The sequence below is a fragment of the Kribbella sp. NBC_00889 genome, from assembly GCF_045207705.1.
GTDB lineage: Bacteria > Actinomycetota > Actinomycetes > Propionibacteriales > Kribbellaceae > Kribbella.
On the sequence record NZ_CP108783.1, the window covers coordinates 4,629,049 to 4,645,982 of the forward strand.

Below are 16,934 nucleotides of genomic sequence, written 5' to 3' on the forward strand. Positions count from 1 at the left end.
TCCCGCGGCCAGCAGTGGCGAAACGGAGCGTGTCATGACGACATCCTCTCTGTCGGGTATCTCTCACCGGGGGCGTCGTTACGCACTGCACAGACCGGACAGACTCCACGACTGACCGACTACGGAGTCAGTTGCCGGAAGCAACGACAGCGCGATGCCGCCCAAACCTCAGGAGATCGCGGAGGCCGCTTCAGCTGCCGAATTGGTCAGGACACGAGTGTCTGCTTAGGCCGCACTCGCAGAACTCGTTTCCCTCGGGGTCCGCGAGCACAGTCCACGATTCGCCTCCGGACTGGCCGATGTCGACACGGCGGCCGCCGAGGCTCAGGATGCGGTCGATCTCCTCGTCTCGATCCTCGGGATCACACGTCAGATCGAGGTGGGGGCGGTTCTTGACCGTTTTGCCTTCTTCGACCGGCATGAAGCAGATGCCGATGGGCGCTGACTCCTCCGGGCCGATGACCACCTCGCGTGGGCGTTCGGAGAGGATGCGCCAACGCAACACTTCTGCCCAGGACCGAGCAAGTGGTTCCCACCACACTTGAGGTCAAGGCCGGCAGAGTGCGACCTGGCCGGCGCCAGCCCGGGGACCGCCAGTTTCTATCGGTGCCCCCTGGCCTTGCCGCCGCTCCCCGTACTCCTCATGCTCACTCCGGTCGGCGCCCTCGCGCTTGGTCCTTGGCGAGCGGCCGACGCCGCTCCAACTGCTCGGTTGCGTCCTGATCCTGGCCGGCTCGAACTTCGCAACCCTGTGCGTCCATGCGCGATGCGGCTGTTGTCAGCGTCGGAAGCCTGGATCCATGTAGCCGGGGGTCCAGAACGGCGAGAAGCCGTAGTAGCCGTAGAGGTCTTCGTAGTACCGGGTCTCAGGCACCATCTCGGGGTCGTAGACCGGGCCACCGGCCACGTGGGTGCGTTCGGCGGAGATATGGACCTTGTCGTCATCGATCCGCGTGATCGCGTCGACCGGTACGAGCTGTCTCCTCTCACCCAGGCCGAGGAACCCGCCGGAACCGACCTCGAGGAATCGGGCTCGCCGTTCCTCCTCGTCGACGATCAGACCGTCGACGTCACCGACCTCGTCACCGTTGCGGTCGACAACGGTCCGGCCGCGAAGGTCCTCGGCCGTCTCGGCCAGGGCCAACGCCGTGTCGTCCAGGCGGACGAGACTACCGGAAGTGTCGTTCATGGCCCCTCCTCAACGGATTGTCCGATGCCACCAACCGGTCACACGGTGCGAGCGAGGAACCGGCCGGCGGCCAGCCCCCGGTACCCGCAGTGTCGGCACCCAAATCAAGCGCCGCCGGGCGGCCGCGAAGGTCGTCGGCCGGACCCTGCCGTACGACGATCCGCGGGCGCAGACGTGTCGGATCGCGGGCGATCGGGAAGTTGCAGACCGTTCGGGACGAGCGGGACGAGCGGGACGAGCACGCAAAGGCCACTACAAGTCCCGTACGGCGACTTCCGTCGCGTGCACCGCTGCGGCCTCACCAGCGCCGAATCCCGCGCCGCCCAGAATGACTACGACGACATCATCAAAGCGATCGCGCAACTCCATGAACTGCTCGACGGCGACCACGCCTGACCCGCCACGCGGTGACCTACTGGGTCGGTGAAGCCATAGGAAATTCGGCAGCGTGAGGTCCCGCGGCTGGCTGTGCAATCGTTATCCGGCGTCTGGTCGCCTGAGCGCGGGACAGTCTTACGCTGAATATGGTCGCCTTCACCTCGAAGCCCACCCCCCGGCTCGGTGAAGGTGACTCAGCGGGACCGACCGGTCGCTGGCGATGCTCAGGCGAGTGGCTCGAGCCGGAAGGTCCCGCTGTCCTCGATCAACAGGACTCCTTGGCCCTTGCCCAAAGGTGGTAGCAGCGACGACTCCCGCTCGACCAGATCCGGATCGACATCACGGACAGCCTCGACATCCGCACCCTTGCCCGCAGCCTTGACAGCGTCGCGCCACCGGTCCTCGACCATGGACCGCAGGCCGACTGCCTCCACGATCGGGACGCCGTCCTGATCGGCCGCGGCCCGCAGGATCTCCAGCACCTCGGTGCAACGAACCGCTCCGGTCGAGACGAACGCCGCATACGGCGGCCGCAGCCGGCCACCGATCGCCTCGGCATCCGCCACGCCCCTCGGCGTCAGGCGATCACCGTCGTTCTCGGTGTGGCGGCGCAACTCGACGTACCGCATACCTTCAGTCTGCCCGCCTACGCCAGCACTCGACATCATGTTCTGGTGGGACGCGCTCGCCGCCACTTCACTCGTCCTCGGGCCCCGCGACGACTTCGTCCGCTACCAGCTGCGGACCGTGTCCGTCGTCCTCGACGGCTCCTCAACGGCGGGCGGTAGCCGGAGGCCCGGCCGGCGCGTACTCCGCTACCACCACAAGCGCTGTCGGTACTCACGGCTACAGTCGCTCGAGCATGGTGATCTTGATCGGAGCAGAGAAGGGCGTGGACGTGACGACGAACGTAGAGGGCTTCGATCGGCTGGTCGAACCGTTCCGTTCGGAGTTGCTGGCGTACTGCTACCGGATGCTCGGCACTGTTCACGACGCTGAGGACTTGGTGCAGGACACGTACCTGAGGGCATGGCGGGCGCGGGAGCAGTACGACGAGTCCCGTAGTTCCCTACGGACCTGGCTCTACCGGATCGCGACGAACGCCTGCCTGACCGCGTTGAAGGGCCATGGCCGTCGGCCATTGCCGTCGGGGTTGGTGGCCGAGTCGGAGCCGCTCGCGCCGCTGGTCCTCGGAGACAACGTGCCCTGGCTTCAGCCGTTGCCGGACTCCTTGCTGACCGGCGGTGATCCGGCCGGGGCCGTGATCGACCGCGGCAGTCTGCGTCTGGCGTTCGCCGCCGCCCTGCAGCACCTGTCGGCGCGTCAGCGCGGTGCGCTGATCCTGCGTGACGTGCTCAGCTTCTCCGCCGCCGAGGCGGCGGAGATCCTCGGCACCACCGTCGTGTCGGTGAACAGTTCCCTCCAGCGGGCCCGTACCCGGCTGAAGGAGATCGGGATCCAGCACGAAAATGTCAGCGAGCCACTCGAGGCCGAGCAGCGAGCCTGGGTCGAGCGCTACATGAAAGCATTCATGAACGCAGACATCGAGGGGCTCAAGCGGCTGCTCACCGAGGACGTGCTCATGGAGATGCCGCCGATGCTCAACTGGTTCACCGGCCCCGCCAACTACGGCCTGTTCATGGAATGGGTCTTCGCGAAGGCCGGAACGGACTGGCAGCTGAAGATCGTCGCCGCCAACGGCCAGCCCGGTTTCGCCGCATACCAGCGCGTCGGTGGCGGTTACGAGCTGCACACGCTCCAGATCTTCACGGTCACCGCCGCCGGCATCAGTCGGAACTCGGTGTTCCAAGATTCCGAGGTCTTCGCAACCTTCGGTCTGGCGGCCAGACTCGACGACTAGGGACTTGTCAACGGCGGGCGTCGGCGCCCCGCCTGGAGTGTGGCTGAGCTTGTAGGCCGGCACGGGCGCAGGCAGGCGCCACGGGAACCGTGGATCAGTACGCCTCACCAACTTTCTGTGCGGACGCGATGAGTTCCGAGCCCGACGACGGTATGTATTCCCGAGTTCGCCGGAATACCCCGAGCGAACCGATCACAAGGGAGAACCCGATGTCACACAGTCGTCCGGCCGACGAGGCCGCCATCCAGGCCGTACTGGTTGACTCCTACAAGGCATGGGAGGCTGGCGACGCCGCCGGCATGGTCGCGAACTACACCACCGACGCGACCGCCATCATGACCGGCTCGCTCCGCGACAGCCGAGACGTAATCCGCGAGAACATGGCTCTGGCCTTCGCGGGGCCACTCAAGGGCAGCTCGACCTCCAACAAGCAGCTCAGCTTCCGCTTCGTCGGCAGGGACGCAGCGATCGTCATCAGCGAATCCGGCATCCTGTTCCCCGGCCAGACCGAGGTTCCGGACACCGGCAAGGTGAACGCGACCTGGGTTTTCGAGAAGCGGGACGGCCAGTGGCTGATCGCCGCCTACCACAACAGCTCGGTGCTGGCGCCTGGGCAATGACCCCTTCCCTGTAAGAGAGCTCGCCGCCACCGGCGCCCGGATCAGAGTGCCGGTGGCGGCGACGTGCCTGGTCCAGAAGCTCCTCCGCCAGCAGTACGAGCAAATCCGTCGGCCCGAACAGCTTCTCGCCGGCGCCGACGAGAAGGTCATCAACCGGCAGGCAGAGACGGTTGCCAGCAGCACCGAGATTTCACCGCGACGTGCTGTGGGAGGTAGCCGAGCCGTTGCGCACGTTGAACCGTCTCACCATGAGCCTCAGCGTGATATTGATCGAACCTATGCTCCCTTGAACATTAATAGACATGTCCATGATGTAGCCCACCCACGGCACACGACGCGTAGCGATGGTCACTGTGTGTTGTTATCTGGGATGTTGTCGACGCTCTGGAGACGGTCGTGGGCTTGGTGGTTCAGCGAGTTCACCGACGAGGTGACTGTCGCGACCAAAGCCCGCGAAATCTACATCGCTCACCTCCTGGTCGGCGGCACGTGGCGACAAGGCGGTCGCGAAAAGGTTGGCCGGCCGGTGGATCGTGACCGACACTGAGGGTGAGCGGGCATTCCGCGCCGGGGAGGGCGGCTGGATGGCTGGGCGACGCAAGGCGCTGATCGTCGCTAACGACGTCTACGAGCACGAGGGGCTCGGGCGGCTTCGCGCGCCGGCGGCGGACGCGCAGGCTCTGGCCGGCGTGCTCGGTGACCCCGGGATCGGTGGCTTCGACGTGCAGGTCGTCAGCAACGAGTCGGCCCACGTCATCCAGGGGCGGATCGAGGATCTGTTCGCGGACAGCCGGCCCGAAGACGTGTTGCTGCTGCACTTCTCGTGCCACGGCCTCAAGAGCGACTCAGGGGAGTTGTTCTTCGCGGCGAGCAACACCCTCCCGAACCGGTTGGGCTCCACCGCTGTGTCCGCCGACTTCGTGCAGCGATGCCTGCGGATGAGCAGATCGCGCAGCATCGTGCTGCTTCTGGACTGTTGCTACGGCGGCGCTTTCGGCCGGGGCGTGACCGTGCGCGCCGCAGGCGACGCCAACGTGCTGGACAGCTTCTCCGGTGGGAGGCTGGGCGGTGGCCGTGGCCGAGCGGTGATCACGGCTTCCAGCGCGACGGAGTACGCGTTCGAAGGTGACAGGCTCGCCGACGACCACAGCACTCCCTCGGTGTTCACCGCTGCCTTGGTGGACGGTCTGGCCACCGGGGACGCCGACCTCGACCAGGACGGCTGGGTGTCGCTGAACGAGCTGTACGACTACGTCTTCGACCGGGTCCGCGAACGCAATCCTCACCAGACCCCCAGCCGCGACGTGGAGATGCAGGGTGAGCTGTACCTCGCCCGCCGCAGTCGTCCGGTCACCGTCCCGGCACCGCTGCCTGCCGAGCTTCGCGAGCTGATCGACCATCCGCTGGCCACGGTGCGGATCGGCGCGATCCAGGAGCTCGTCGGGCTGCTGCAGGGCAGGAACGCCGGGTTGGCGTTGGCGGCCAGGATGACCCTCGAGCGTCTGGCTGACGACGACAGCCGCTCTGTGGCCGCCGCGGCGACAGCAGCGCTGAGCGCCGCCGATGCGGCCCCGCGCCGCCAGCAAATGCCGCAGCCTCAGCCCGAGCCCGAGGCGGAGCCGGAGCCCGAGGCGGAGCCGGAGCCGACCGGCAAGGACCGGTCCGTACGGTCCTGGCCGCGGCGCTTGGTGTACCTGTCCGTGGCCGGTGCGATCCTCGCAGCCGGAGCCGTGGCCGCACTCCTGCTGGATGTCAACAGGTCGCCCGGACAAGATGGGGCGGCGGACGGGGAGTTCACCGAGGCTTCCCCGTGGCGGCTCAGCATCCGCGGCACCAACACCGTCGAGAACGGCTGCACGTTCACACTCGCGAACGTCGACAGCGGCGACCAGAAAGCCTTCCCCCAAGTCTTCGAGACCCGGACCTACCAGATAGCGGACACCGGCACGTTCAGGGTGAGCACCAACGATCCCAGTTGCCTCGCGACCCATTCCGGAGGCGTCGGTCAGATCGCCCTTCCCTTCGCACAGAAGGCCGGGACCGGTGACACCGAGGCGTTCACAGTGCCAGCCGGCCACAAAGCCGTCGTCAAGGTCGTCGACTTCAACAGTTACGGTCGTTGCGACTTCGAGCTGCGCGACGCCACGGACGGACGCAACCTTGACTTCGGCACCGCGCAGCCCGCAGACGGCCCGCTACGACTCGACCCCCACGGCAGCTCCAAGGTCTATCTCGCCGAGTTCGACGGATGCGACGTTCAGATGGCCAGCGGCTGAGGAGTGGCGCTCATGCGCTGCTGGTGATCGTCGTGGAGGTGCGAGCCACACGCCAAACCAGAGGAAGCGCAGCCAGCCCTGCCGGCGAATGGCTCGTCCTATGCGCGACGGTTGCGCCACCGCACGTTCGTCCGCCACTTCGTCCGAGGTCACATGGAGCGCGGGGCTACTGCCGGCGGCCGCCCATCTGGGCGGCCGTCGGGTTGTTGTGGCTGCGGCTCGTACGGGTTCAGGAGTCGTCGCTGAAGGTTCCGCCGAAGATGTCGGAGTTGCCGAAGGTCGCCGGGCAGTCGTTGTTGGGTCCCGGGCGTAGGTCCGTAGAGTGCGTGGCCGGCAGTTCGGCTGCCGCCGCTGGGTCCTCCTTCTCGTCTCCCACAATGGGTTCAGTGGTGCCGGCCAGGACGTCCTCGACAAACGCCTGACGGTAGGCGTTGATGGCGGGGCAGACAGCTCCGTTGCGCATGTCGTTCCAGACGCCGGAGCCGTAGTCCCGCGTGGCGACGGCGTAGTTGTAGTCGCCGAGGAACTCCGAGGTCAGGCTGTTGGCGCTGGACGCGCGCCCGTCGCCTACTGCGCCACGCAACACTGTCGTGAACGCGCCGACGGTGTGGCCCGTGCCGGCGATGTCGGCGTGCCGGACCACGCCCAGCACCCGGCGCGCGGAGGTCGTGTCGGCGCGCCACGGGTCGAGCCAGGCGTTGTAAACCAGCCACGCGTCGGTGCCGTCGGGCGAGATTGCGACCGCCGGGAAGTTGGCTCGGTCGCTGCCCTGGCTCACTACCGTCTTCGCCGAGTAGGTGCCGCCCCCGTTGGTCGAGCTCACCAGGAACGCCTTCTCGAGGTTGGTTCCCTGACTGTCGTCGGACCAAGTGAGCAGGATCTGGTCGGTGGCGTCCTCACCCGTCGGCGCACCATTGGCGATGTCGAACGACGGGAAGGTGTTGGTCCGCGCGCCCGCGATGCCGTCGATGGTGAACCGGCCCTGCGCGGGGTCGAACTGCCCGATTCCGCCAAGCCCCGAGACCACGGCCCTGGGTCGCTCGAAAGTCCGGCCACCGTCGAAGGACCGGGCCTGGAAGAAGACGCCCTCACGCGTGCGGATGTCGGTGCCGATCCACACCACGTAGACCACGCCTTGGCTGTCGGTTCGGATGGCACAGCCCTGCCGTCCGCCGGTCTGGTTGTTGTTGGTCGCCGCGGACAGCTGGCGCGAGGTCCAGGTGTCGCCGCCGTCGGTGGAACGAGCGAACAGCACCGGTTCGGCTCCGCCGTTCCCGCGGAATCCGACGTTGCAGACGTAGGCGTTGCCGAAGTGGGGGCTGCTCTCGGCGTTGTCGGCCCAGACCTGTTCCTTGTCGCTGAAGAGAGCCTGGTTCTGCTTGGTCACGACCACCGGGTCCATCCAGGCGTCGTTGTCACCGGCGATGGCGCCGGCCAGGTCGTCGGTGCGGGACACCGCGATGGCTGCGTCGCCGGCAAAGCCGGGATTGCCCGGGAAGTTGGTGGCGATGTTCGCGTAGTACAGCCTCTGCCCGTTGGCCCATGAGAAGTTCCCTGCGGCGTCGGGAACCGGACCGAAGACCAGCTCCGGGTCGCCATTGGAGACCATGCCGTTGGTGTCGTAGTTGGGCAGCGTGCCGATCGGGCCGTTGGGATCTGGCACGCAGCCGGTGTCGCCGGCCGGGGGTTGGCCAGGCGCGACGTCGGGTGCACCGAGGCAGGACGGTGTGACGCGCGCCGAGAAGCCGGTGTACGTCGGTTGCGACCACGTGCGGCCGGAGTCGGTCGAGAACTGGATGCCGGACACGCCCACGCCCGGGGTGAACGGACACGTGCGGTCATCGCCGGCGTTACACGCCTCCATGTCGATGTTGTCATTGGCTCCCGCCGCGAGGATCGCGGGGTTGACCGGGTTCACAGCCAGACCCGGCTCGTTCTGCTTGTTCTGCGAGAACAGCTGGTCATTGCTGCCGACAGTGACTTCCGTCGACCCGCCGGGGGTGATTGGCGCGGCCTGGGCCGGCGTCGGGAGAAGTAGTGCGGCGACTGCCGCGGCGACCGTCGCGGCGACGTTGATTCTGCGCATGACGCTCCTTAGCTAGATGGATCGTTCTGCGCGGCGCGCCCGGCTGCCCCGAGCACCGGCCAGGTGGTCGCAACCTCTCAGTTTTGTGCGCTCGCGGCGCCCAAGCAAGGAGCTGAGCCACTCCAGAAGGCGCTGAGCAGCAGAAGACGCCCGGCACGGCCAGCCAGCGTTCCGCGCGGTCACCTCCTGTCATCGGCCGATTGCTGCGCTGGTCAGCCGGCGGCGGGGTGACCTCGTCACTCACCGCGCATCGCGTAGTGACTTCCGCGCGAAGTCGACGACTTCGGCGAGCAGGATGCGCCATAGCTCCGGGTCGCCCGTGGGGATCGAGAACCACTCGCGGTCACCTGGCTGGACGCGTGCGGGGACAGGAACCCGCCGGCCTGGGGGTATGGCCGGCGGGTCCACCTTCAGAGGATCGCCTGCGGTTTACGGGTCGATCACCACCGTGCAGGTGTAGGTCCCGGGCTTCAGGTTGGAGGCCGAGGCCGAGCCGTCACCGTTGGCGCCGGTGGAGCCACTAGCCACCTGCCCGCTGGGACCGGTGCAGACGACCGTGGACGCCGTACCGCCGTCGATCTGGGAATCCACCGAGACCGACAGGTTGGTGAGCGGAGTATTCCCGAAGGACACCAGCTCACCCACGTACGGCGTAGCCCCACAGGCCGCCTTGTTGTTGACCACAACGGTCTTGGTCGTCGCCCCGTCCGCCGCGTAGCCGGCCGGGACCGTCTCGGTCACGTCGTAGCTACCGAACACCAGATTGTCGAAGCACACCTGCCCGTTCGCGTCGGTGACGCCGGACGCGCCGCCGGTGATCGTGAACGTGACACCGGCGTGCGGCTGGGTGGACGGTGTGGACGCCGCGTGCTTGCGCGTCTTGGTCACCAGGATCGCCCCGCGCTGGCGCGGGGCGACGAAGGTCACCTCGACCGGTGCCGTCACACCGCCGACCACTGTGACGTGCTTGTCGGCCGCGGTGTCGTGGCCAGGCGGTGTGACCGTCTCGACCACCCAGTACTCACCGGCGAACACATTGCTGATCGTGCAGGTTCCGTCAGCGCCGGTGGTGCACTTCAGCGTGGTGATCGTGTCCTCGGCGCCCCGGGTGCCACCGATCGGCGTGATGTCGTTGTACAGCGTGAACTCGGCACCGGCGAGGGCCGCTCCGGTGTCGTCGGTCTTGATGATCTTGACCGAACCACAGTTGGTGATGTTCACATCTGCCGGAGGCACGAAGTCCTTCAGTGCAGACGTGAACGTGTCCGCCGAGCGGCTCTTCAGGTAGGCCGATCCGAACGAGAAGCAACTACCTGGGGGAACAGCGCGGACAGCCGCAACTGTGCCTCGCCGAACGCCTGTGCTCCGGACAGCGACCGCGAGACCGGTCAGAAGTAGTTGCCGAGCGCACCGACCAGGTCACCATGAGCTGCTACCGGGTCGGCCCTCCACGCGCCCCTATGCAGAGCGCTAGGCGGAGGGGCTTGTACGGCGGGCTTCTGCTGCGGGCTTGTGCGGCCGAGCTCGGTGCGGCACCGTTTGGTCCAAGACACCATCCCCGGCCTGGCGTGCCGTTGCACCCATCGCCAGGGCTGGCTGCGAATGGCCGACGGGCGGGAGTTACGTGATGAGGCGATATCGGATCGGTCGTCTGGGCAGCGTGTTCGGCGCTCTGGCGCTTCTTGCCGGCGTGCTGGTCACCGCACAGCCGGCCGCGGCGATCACAGGCGGCCAACGCGATGAGGTGCACACCAACGTCGGCCTTGTCCGGTTCACCACCGAGTCGGGTCGGTTCCGCTGCTCCGGCACGTTGATCTCGCCCACGGTGGTGCTCACCGCCGGTCACTGCACCGGCGACACCGGCGCCAGTCCGGCCACCAACGTCTACGTCTCGTTCAACACCGACCTGGCGCTCGACCCGCTCGCGCCGGGCATCACACCGGCGGAGCGCGCGGCCCGCGCCGCGAACTACATCACCGGCACCGCACACCCGGATCCCGGCTGGACCGGGAAGTTGTCGATCTCCAAGCAGCACGACCAAGGTGTCGTGGTGTTGGACGCGCCGGCCGCTTCCAAGTGGCCAGGCATCACGCCGGCACCGCTGCTGCCGGTCGGCACGCTCGACGGCAACCAGGGCGCGCTGAAGAATGAGACGTTCACCCTGGTCGGCTATGGCGTTGACATCGGCGCAAAGAAGTCGCAAATCCTGGTGCCGGAGCGGCGCTTCACCACGTCGTTGCTCAAGAACGTGCAGGACGAGGTTGCGACCTTCCAGATCAACGACCGCGACGCGAATGCCGGCGGAGGCTCCTGTTTCGGCGACTCCGGCGGGCCGGCGTTCCTCGGCCGGTACGTGGTGGGCGACGCTTCGTTCGTGAACTCGCTGACGTGCAACGCGACCGGGGGCTACCAGCGGGTTGACACGCCGTACGCGCGGGCCTTCCTGGACCAGTTCATCTGACTCAGGAAGCAGCGGTCCGTCAGTTCTGCCCAATGAGTCCGCGACGGTGAACCCGACCGGCTGCTCGTAGGGATGCGAGTCGGTCCTGTACGGCCTGGCCGCGTGATCGGCCAGGCCGTGGCTGGTCTGTCAGTAGACGGTGACGCCGTAGGTGCTCGCGGCCTCGGAGACCGGCTGGTAGAACGTCGTACCGCCGGACCGGCAGTCGCCGCTTCCGCCTGAGGTGATGCCGAGGGCCTTGGTGCCGTCGTACAGCGGACCACCGGAGTCGCCGGATTCGGCGCAGACGGTGGTCTGGATCATGCCGCTGACACGACCGCCGCCGGCATACCGGACCGTGACGTTGAGCGCGGTGACAGTGCCGCTGTGCGTGCCGGTGGTCGACCCGGTGCGCTTGACGCTTTCACCGACGAACGCGTTGGCCGCGGTGAACCCACCCGGGTGGCTGAGCGATGTGTTGCTGTACTGCACGAGCGCGTAGTCGTTGCCGGGGAAGCTGTAGTCGACGGTCGGGCCGATCAGGGTGGTGTGACCGGAGTTGGTGTACCAGGTCTTCGCCACCTTCCCGCAGTGTCCGGCGGTGAGGAAGTAGTAGGTACTGCCCTTCACGACGTTGAAGCCGAGCGAGCAGCGGTACTGTCCGCCGTAGATCGCGTCGCCGGCCGACAGCAGTGGCCTGAAGACACCAGCCGTCCGGTTGACCTCGACGGCATCGTGTTTCAGCGCAGCGACGTCGCCGGCTGACACGGTGCTGTCGGCGGTGACGACCACCTTGCCGGAGGCAGCGTCGGTGTACCAGGCAATGCCCTTCACACCTGACCGCTCCACCGCAGTGCTGGCGGCGGACAGCTGCGCGGACGGCGACGGTACGGCGGCTCCCGCGGCTGGTACGGCGTACAGGGAAGCCGCGACCGCGCTGACAGCGGCGAGCAACTGGGTGGTCCGGCGCATGCGGCTCCGGACAGACGTGCGTTCGATCCTCACTGGTTCCTCCCAAGGGGCGGGACGACGGGACCTGTTGGACGGGGTCCCTCGAACTGCCGGCCGGAAGCAGCACGTGACCGTGACACCGCCGACCGACACTCAGCAGTATTTGCTCGACATGCGTTACGGGCAACCGGTCGCCAGTCGTCGAAGGCGATGATCGTCAGTCGGCCGCTGCATGCCCATGGTGTGTGCGATGAAAACGCGCCTAGCAATGCGGTGTACGCCGGCGTCGACCCCGTCACCCGCAACATCCCGGACGGATGCCGGCGGATGTGCAAGCCCCAAGGGGCGCGGTGCTTCCCTCGGGGCGCTGTCGAGACGAGACAGCGACTGAGGACGCGGTTGATCCGGTCGGCGTCGGTGTCGTACGGGTCGAGACCGTTCGTGATCAATCCTCATGCCACGTTGTACTCGCGGACGTTGCCGTGGCACTCCATGATCAACGGCTGCGCGCAAGAGGATCCACCACCGGACAGACGGGTAGACCGTTCCCCTGGGATGCCTTCGGGTCAGTTGGCGAGCGGCTTGGCAACGAACGCCGAGCTCGGCCTGCCATACGTTAAGACCAACCGCGTCTGATTCCCGGCGCTGCCACCAGAACCATCACGGAAGGATCCAAGCCTAGATGTCCGTGGACGAAGCGCAGTTCTACCCCGACCTCGATGCTGACGAGCGGACCACCCTCAGCCAGTTTCTTGATCAGTATCGTCATCGGGTGCTCACCCGATTCGGGAGGCTGACGGACGAGCAGGCGCAAACCAAGTCCCTGCCGGCAACCAATCTGACACCAGGCGCTGTGGTGAAGCATCTCGCGCACATGGAGGACCATTGGTTCATCGCGCGTGTCGGCGGCGGTGATCTGCCTGAGCCTTGGGCGTCCGCGCCGTTCGACACGCTGCCGGAGTGGGACCTCGAGTCAGCGGCCGACGACACCGTCGGGGAAATCGTCGAGCTCTACCGTGCCGCGTGCTCGCGCAGCCGCCGCGTCGCAAGTCAACTTCCTAGCCTCGACACGACCGCGCCACGGCCATCATTCGGCAAGGGTCCCGTGACGCTTCGCTGGGTGATGGTGCACATGCTGGAAGAGACCGCATGCCATGTCGGCCACTTGGACCTCTTAACCGACCCGCTATCCGCACGCAACGCCCGATAGGCGTTCCCAAGCTGGACACGACCCGCCCGATGGGCGCGAGATGTCCTTGGCCCACGGCCTGCCAGCACCGTCTCAGACAAGTGGTTCGGTGAAAGGCTCGCTTGTCGGGGGGCTAACCCACCCCAGTGGCCTGCAGTTCTGGAGGATTCGGCGATGACCGCATCCAGCCGACCAGGACGGCGACGGCCTGGGAGGACGTCGCCGGTCCGAACCGACCCTCAGTTCCCACAGCAGGCGGAACCACCGCAACAGGTCGAAGCCGTAGCTACGACAAGTCAACGGGCTGACATCACGTAGGGCCAGATTCCGCAGGTACCAGACGGCCGGCTCGACCTCCGAACCCTCACCATCGACGACAACGAACGGCGGTGTTCGGCCTGTCTCGACAACGCGCACTTCACCGATACGTGGCACACCGGCGACGCAAGTCCGTTGACATGCCGCCGGCTACAGCTTCGATCTGCTGCGCTGGTTTCGGCTGCTGCCGGTTCTTGGCGTCGATTGGGACCGAGCGACGTCGTCGGAGATCGCGGTGCTCGTCGGCTGGATGACGTCAGTGTCGAGCCTGAACCAAACCCCGGACGTGGACTCGTTTGCCGCTGGTGGTTTCCTCGCGACACACCCCGGAGTCGACGGGTTCAGCCGCTGATCGAGGTTGACTGTCGTCATGCGCAGAGTGCTGATCGCCGGCATCGGAGGATCCGGCAAGACGACCCTGGCCCGGCGGCTCGCGCCGGTCCTCGGCCTGCCGTTTCACCATTTGGACGACTTGTACCTCGCGCCCGACCTGCGCATGTCACCCACCTTTGTCAGCGCCATCGAGCGAATCGCCGCCGGCGACGAGTGGCTGTTCGACTCGCAGGGTCCACCGGCCAGCTCCGAGGCTCCGCCAGAGGTCACCGCCCTGCTGTGGTCCCGCGCCGACACGCTTATCTGGCTCGACTACCCGCGGCGCGTTGTGCTGTGGCGTGCCATCAAGCGGTCGCTGCGGCGCATCATCACCCGCGAGGAGCTGTGGCACGGCCACCGCGAAACGCCACGCTGGTGGCTTCGCCCAAATCATCCAATCCGAAGGGCGTGGCGGCTCACCCGGATCAGACACGACCAGCTGACCGCTCGCACACAGGACCCGTTGTGGGCACACCTAACCGTCATCCAACTCCGCAGCCCACGCGAGACCGTCAACCTGGCTGGGCCGAATCGAGTCCGATTACCAGGCGCGCTGAGCGCTGATCCCAGACCGGCGCAAGATCACCGAGGATCATCGCGAATCAGACCTTTGCTTGCCGTCATCGCGGTGACGATCACCTTTGGCGGAGGTTGGCAGCCATCACTGGACTTGACCAGTGCAGAGAATCCGGCCCACCGACGGCTCCTCACTCGCTCTGGCCGGCCTGTACGAGGTGTGGAAAGACAAGTCCCTGGCCGAGGACGATCCGGCCGCGTTGCTGCGGACGTACACGATCCTGACCACCACCGCGACCGATGAGATCGGACGCATTCACGACCGCATGCCCACGGCCATCGCTCCCGACGACTGGGAACAGTGGCTCGATCCCACAGTCAAGGACCCCTGACGACGTCAAGGCGCTGATGAGGCCGCCGACGGGCCTGGAGATCTACGCCGTGTCCACCGCGGTCAACGACGTCCGTCGCAACAACGGCCCGCACCTGCTCGACCCCCTCCCGGCGTCTTGCCCGCACAGGACCGCCGGGCCCATGACCTGCACCAGGACGAGTGGGTCTCGGCGCAGTTGTCGCCTGCCCGATGGTCGGCTATTCCAGCCCGGCGGCGCTCATCCTCGTGACGGCCGCGGTGCGGCTGGCGACGCCCAGCCGCTCGTAGATGTGGTTCAGATGCGTGCGTACGGTTCCCTCGGACAACTGCATCCGCCGGGCGATCTGTGTGTTGGTGTAACCCTGGGCGACGTATTGAAGGAGTTCGAGCTGTCGTGTGGTCAGTGCCGCGGGTGCCTGACGGCATCGCTCGGCGGCGCGGAACGCGGCAATCAGGTGGGGCCGCAGCAGCGTGAGCAGCAGCCGGTCGCGCTCATCGAAGTCCCGGCCTGAGCCGCGCCACAGATACAGCCGCGTTCTGTGGCCGGGTTCGTCGGGTAAGTAGGCCATCAACGCACGCAGACGCCCGGAGGCGTAGTCGATGCTCATCGGGCTGGCCCGCCACTGGCGGTCGGAGACAAAGTCGCTCAGCTTTGCCACGTTGGCGATGTCGCCGGTGCGGTCGGCGTAGCTACAGGCGTCTGCCGACCGGTACAGCTCCCAGTAACGCGGGTCCGGAGCCCCGTCGATTTCGACCACCTGGGTCTCGCCCAGAGCTTGTTCGAGTACGAACGCTTCCAGAGCGGGCTGGGTCCGGGCGAGTTGCAACAAGTCACTGTGGAACAGCTCGCGCAGGCACTCCATCAGCTCCCACGGCAGCATTGGGCCGGGATCGTCCATGTCCAGGGCAAGCAGACCGCGCAGCGCGGCCGGAGATCACTGCCTGCGCGGCGGCCTGTGCATCGATCGTGTCTGTCTTGCCCCGTCGACGGCGGGTTGCCTTGTCAGGCTGGTTGACCTCCACCACCTCCACGCCCTCGCTGAGCAGGTAGCGGGTCAGCCCGGCACCGTAAGAGCCGGTGCATTCGACCCCGGCCCGGGCACCAGGCCAAGGCCACGTGCCCAACCCAACAGCCCCCGGTATCCAGCCGCGGTGGTTGGAAAGCCTTGCACGCGATCACCCCGCCCTGCACCATCACCTCAGCGGCGACATGCGTGTCCTTTTGGGTATCCACACCGAGCACCACCTCCTCGACGGAGATGTCGGACGGGTCGGTCACTATCACCTGAGGCATGCTGGTCACGGCTGTCGGACTCCTGTTCGGTACGGGCACACGATGGCCAACACCGGGCCGGCAGGAACAGTCAAAGCTGTGACGACGCCTTGTTCACGGCACCGATCTGCTCTCATACGGGTCAAACCGCGATCCCGGACGGCACACCATGATCCTCACAGCTCTCATATCCCATGGCCTCGGCCACGGGATTCGTCGTCCTGCCTCTCGCCCCGGCGCGGCGATCTCGGCCGAGCCGCCGCAGCAACCGCAACAGTGGATTCCCTTCGCCCCTAGTTCCACTGCACGGTGTCCAGCACGGCCTGCAGCGTAGACAAGTCGACTGCTCCACTGGGTACATCGTTGGCAGCGACGAGGGCGTTCTCACCCTCGACGTACCAGATGTAGGCCTTGGAGGGCTTCACAAGATCCGGCGGGCAAATCGCCTGCTCGTAGTACTGGGCGGTCTCGCCGCCCACCTCGCGCTCGCCCATCTGTTGAAGTTGGCCTGCCGCAGGCACCACTGTCCGCCCAGGAACGACACAAAGCTGAGATGCGGTCATTTCCTTGAGCGTCTCCCGTGAGTACTTCGAGGGACTGCCGAATGCAATCGGCGGACATCCCTGTTCCGGGGTTCGGCAATGTTTCAGATCAGTGAACACCGCCGACTGGGCGTCCCGGCCAATCTCCTTCCATGTCGCCGGCATCTTGAACGTCATGTTGCCCACGGTGACAGACTTGCCAGCCACCGTAGGCCGCGTCGATGTCGCCGACAGGACAGGGCTAGCACTCGGCGTCGGTCTGCTCGCCGTCGAGGGACCGGATGAGGCACCCACCGTCGAATCACCAGCCTTCGTCGGACCACAGCCAGCCACCAACACAAGGCCAATAACGACGACCGCGATGACGCCACCATTGCGACCAACGTGGACAGCCACGAGCTCTCGCAGCCCTTGCGCGCGGGCACGCTGGAGACGACCCAGGTCGTACACGATCCCCCACTTCCCGCCTAATGCGCACAGGCAGCCCCGTCAGCCGCCATCGCGAGTCAGGCACCCGCCACATCGCAAGGGAGCCATTAAGCGTTACAAC

The 16,934-nt window shown here is 66.6% G+C and carries 16 protein-coding genes; 6 read left to right on the forward strand and 10 right to left on the reverse strand.

Annotated elements, in window-relative coordinates; all coding sequences use genetic code 11:
• Positions 1-190: 190 nt before the first annotated feature.
• The 4 genes from OG817_RS22380 to OG817_RS22395 all read right to left on the reverse strand — a co-directional run bounded on the left by OG817_RS22380 (position 191) and on the right by OG817_RS22395 (position 2,196).
• Positions 191-541, reverse strand: coding sequence for a VOC family protein (locus tag OG817_RS22380; protein ID WP_406046617.1), 351 nt, complete (start codon positions 539-541; stop codon positions 191-193).
• A 237-nt stretch (positions 542-778) separates the two neighbouring features.
• The gene (locus OG817_RS22385) at positions 779-1,189 is read right to left on the reverse strand and encodes a PRC-barrel domain-containing protein (RefSeq protein WP_406046618.1); all 411 of its coding nucleotides are present in this window, start codon (positions 1,187-1,189) and stop codon (positions 779-781) included.
• Between the two features lie 252 nt (positions 1,190-1,441).
• Positions 1,442-1,579 (reverse strand): hypothetical protein, encoded by a 138-nt coding sequence (locus OG817_RS22390; RefSeq protein WP_406046619.1) that lies wholly within the window; start codon positions 1,577-1,579, stop codon positions 1,442-1,444.
• 212 nt (positions 1,580-1,791) lie between these two features.
• On the reverse strand, positions 1,792-2,196 hold the full coding sequence (locus OG817_RS22395; RefSeq protein ID WP_406046620.1) for a hypothetical protein: 405 nt from the start codon (positions 2,194-2,196) through the stop codon (positions 1,792-1,794).
• Between the two features lie 269 nt (positions 2,197-2,465).
• On the opposite strand from OG817_RS22395, the gene OG817_RS22400 reads away from it, so the two are divergent.
• From OG817_RS22400 to OG817_RS22410, 3 genes are all read left to right on the forward strand, one after another.
• A complete protein-coding gene (locus tag OG817_RS22400; protein WP_406046621.1) occupies positions 2,466-3,428 on the forward strand; it encodes a sigma-70 family RNA polymerase sigma factor in 963 nt (320 codons plus the stop codon).
• Positions 3,429-3,637: 209 nt separating this feature from the next.
• Positions 3,638-4,048, forward strand: coding sequence for an SgcJ/EcaC family oxidoreductase (locus OG817_RS22405; protein WP_406046622.1), 411 nt, complete (start codon positions 3,638-3,640; stop codon positions 4,046-4,048).
• Positions 4,049-4,581: 533 nt separating this feature from the next.
• Positions 4,582-6,324 carry a caspase domain-containing protein gene (locus OG817_RS22410; protein ID WP_406046623.1) on the forward strand — a complete coding sequence of 581 codons (1,743 nt, stop codon included), beginning with the start codon at positions 4,582-4,584 and terminating at the stop codon, positions 6,322-6,324.
• Positions 6,325-6,553: 229 nt separating this feature from the next.
• On the opposite strand, the gene OG817_RS22415 is transcribed toward OG817_RS22410, so the two are convergent.
• Together OG817_RS22415 and OG817_RS22420 are read right to left on the reverse strand one after the other, a co-directional pair.
• Entirely contained in the window at positions 6,554-8,410 is a 1,857-nt protein-coding gene (locus tag OG817_RS22415; protein ID WP_406046624.1) for a sialidase family protein, read from the reverse strand.
• Between the two features lie 429 nt (positions 8,411-8,839).
• The gene (locus OG817_RS22420) at positions 8,840-9,646 is read right to left on the reverse strand and encodes a prealbumin-like fold domain-containing protein (RefSeq protein WP_406046625.1); all 807 of its coding nucleotides are present in this window, start codon (positions 9,644-9,646) and stop codon (positions 8,840-8,842) included.
• A 391-nt stretch (positions 9,647-10,037) separates the two neighbouring features.
• Between OG817_RS22420 and OG817_RS22425 the strand changes: the two genes are divergently transcribed.
• Entirely contained in the window at positions 10,038-10,871 is an 834-nt protein-coding gene (locus OG817_RS22425) for a trypsin-like serine protease (protein ID WP_406046626.1), read from the forward strand.
• Between the two features lie 129 nt (positions 10,872-11,000).
• On the opposite strand, the gene OG817_RS22430 is transcribed toward OG817_RS22425, so the two are convergent.
• Positions 11,001-11,855, reverse strand: a complete 855-nt coding sequence (locus tag OG817_RS22430) for a S1 family peptidase (RefSeq protein ID WP_406046627.1) — start codon at positions 11,853-11,855, stop codon at positions 11,001-11,003.
• Between the two features lie 628 nt (positions 11,856-12,483).
• On the opposite strand from OG817_RS22430, the gene OG817_RS22435 reads away from it, so the two are divergent.
• Together OG817_RS22435 and OG817_RS22440 are read left to right on the forward strand one after the other, a co-directional pair.
• Positions 12,484-13,011 (forward strand): DinB family protein, encoded by a 528-nt coding sequence (locus tag OG817_RS22435; RefSeq protein WP_406046628.1) that lies wholly within the window; start codon positions 12,484-12,486, stop codon positions 13,009-13,011.
• A gap of 1,346 nt (positions 13,012-14,357) precedes the next feature.
• Complete coding sequence (locus tag OG817_RS22440; protein WP_406046629.1) at positions 14,358-14,588, forward strand: SOS response-associated peptidase family protein; 231 nt, start codon at positions 14,358-14,360, stop codon at positions 14,586-14,588.
• Positions 14,589-14,787: 199 nt separating this feature from the next.
• Here the strand turns inward: OG817_RS22440 and OG817_RS22445 are convergent, their stop codons facing one another.
• From OG817_RS22445 to OG817_RS22455, 3 genes are all read right to left on the reverse strand, one after another.
• Complete coding sequence (locus tag OG817_RS22445; protein WP_406046630.1) at positions 14,788-15,468, reverse strand: response regulator transcription factor; 681 nt, start codon at positions 15,466-15,468, stop codon at positions 14,788-14,790.
• A complete protein-coding gene (locus tag OG817_RS22450) occupies positions 15,401-15,694 on the reverse strand; it encodes a transposase (protein ID WP_406046631.1) in 294 nt (97 codons plus the stop codon). The genes OG817_RS22445 and OG817_RS22450 overlap by 68 nt, the downstream gene beginning before the upstream one ends.
• A 441-nt stretch (positions 15,695-16,135) precedes the next feature.
• Positions 16,136-16,561, reverse strand: a complete 426-nt coding sequence (locus tag OG817_RS22455) for a hypothetical protein (RefSeq protein ID WP_406046632.1) — start codon at positions 16,559-16,561, stop codon at positions 16,136-16,138.
• Between the last annotated feature and the right edge of the window lie 373 nt (positions 16,562-16,934).

What these genes read in the sequence shown, in the direction of transcription:
- OG817_RS22405 (WP_406046622.1), top strand. Translation starts at nt 3,638, where the DNA reads ATGTCACACAGTCGTCCGGCCGACGAGGCCGCCATCCAGGCCGTACTG.
- OG817_RS22385 (WP_406046618.1), bottom strand. Translation starts at nt 1,189, where the DNA reads ATGAACGACACTTCCGGTAGTCTCGTCCGCCTGGACGACACGGCGTTG.
- OG817_RS22435 (WP_406046628.1), top strand. Translation starts at nt 12,484, where the DNA reads ATGTCCGTGGACGAAGCGCAGTTCTACCCCGACCTCGATGCTGACGAG.
- OG817_RS22395 (WP_406046620.1), bottom strand. Translation starts at nt 2,196, where the DNA reads ATGCGGTACGTCGAGTTGCGCCGCCACACCGAGAACGACGGTGATCGC.
- OG817_RS22445 (WP_406046630.1), bottom strand. Translation starts at nt 15,468, where the DNA reads ATGGACGATCCCGGCCCAATGCTGCCGTGGGAGCTGATGGAGTGCCTG.
- OG817_RS22425 (WP_406046626.1), top strand. Translation starts at nt 10,038, where the DNA reads ATGAGGCGATATCGGATCGGTCGTCTGGGCAGCGTGTTCGGCGCTCTG.
- OG817_RS22455 (WP_406046632.1), bottom strand. Translation starts at nt 16,561, where the DNA reads ATGACGTTCAAGATGCCGGCGACATGGAAGGAGATTGGCCGGGACGCC.
- OG817_RS22415 (WP_406046624.1), bottom strand. Translation starts at nt 8,410, where the DNA reads ATGCGCAGAATCAACGTCGCCGCGACGGTCGCCGCGGCAGTCGCCGCA.